Raw genomic sequence first — 512 nt, forward strand, 5'->3', positions numbered from 1 at the left:
ATCAGCAACAAACAATAAATTAGAAAACACTAGTCAAACAACTCAACACTCAAGCAGCAGCTCAAAACCTGTTGAAGATAAACAAACGACGAAACAGCTTGATCAAGCAAAACAGCTTGCTGCAAGTTATCATTATGATGAAGCCATCGCCTTACTTGAAAAAGACGACGCCAAAGAAGCGCAACAATTGTTAGCAACTTTGAAAAAAGAAAAAGAATCCTTGGTAAAATGGGAAGACCCGACCAAAATCTCACACGTCTTCTTTCATAGTCTGATTGTTGATCCAGCTAAGGCTTTTCATACCCAGCAAGCACAAGGGTATAAAGATTATATGGTCACTATTTCCGAATTCAATAAAACCATTGATCAGTTATATAAAAATAACTATGTTCTTGTTAATCTAAATGGATTAGTCAAAAAAGGAACAGATGGAAAACTGACCTTTACAGGTGTTTCTCTTCCAGAAGGAAAGAAACCGTTAATTCTTTCGCAAGACGATGTCAGCTATTATG

1 pseudogene is annotated in these 512 nt (G+C 36.3%); it reads left to right on the top strand.

Annotated elements, in window-relative coordinates:
• Positions 1 to 512, top strand: a pseudogene (locus tag D1643_RS11480) (hypothetical protein); the annotation flags it as partial.

The sequence above is a fragment of the Enterorhabdus sp. P55 genome (genome assembly GCF_009911695.1).
Classification (GTDB): Bacteria; Actinomycetota; Coriobacteriia; order Coriobacteriales; family Eggerthellaceae; genus Enterorhabdus.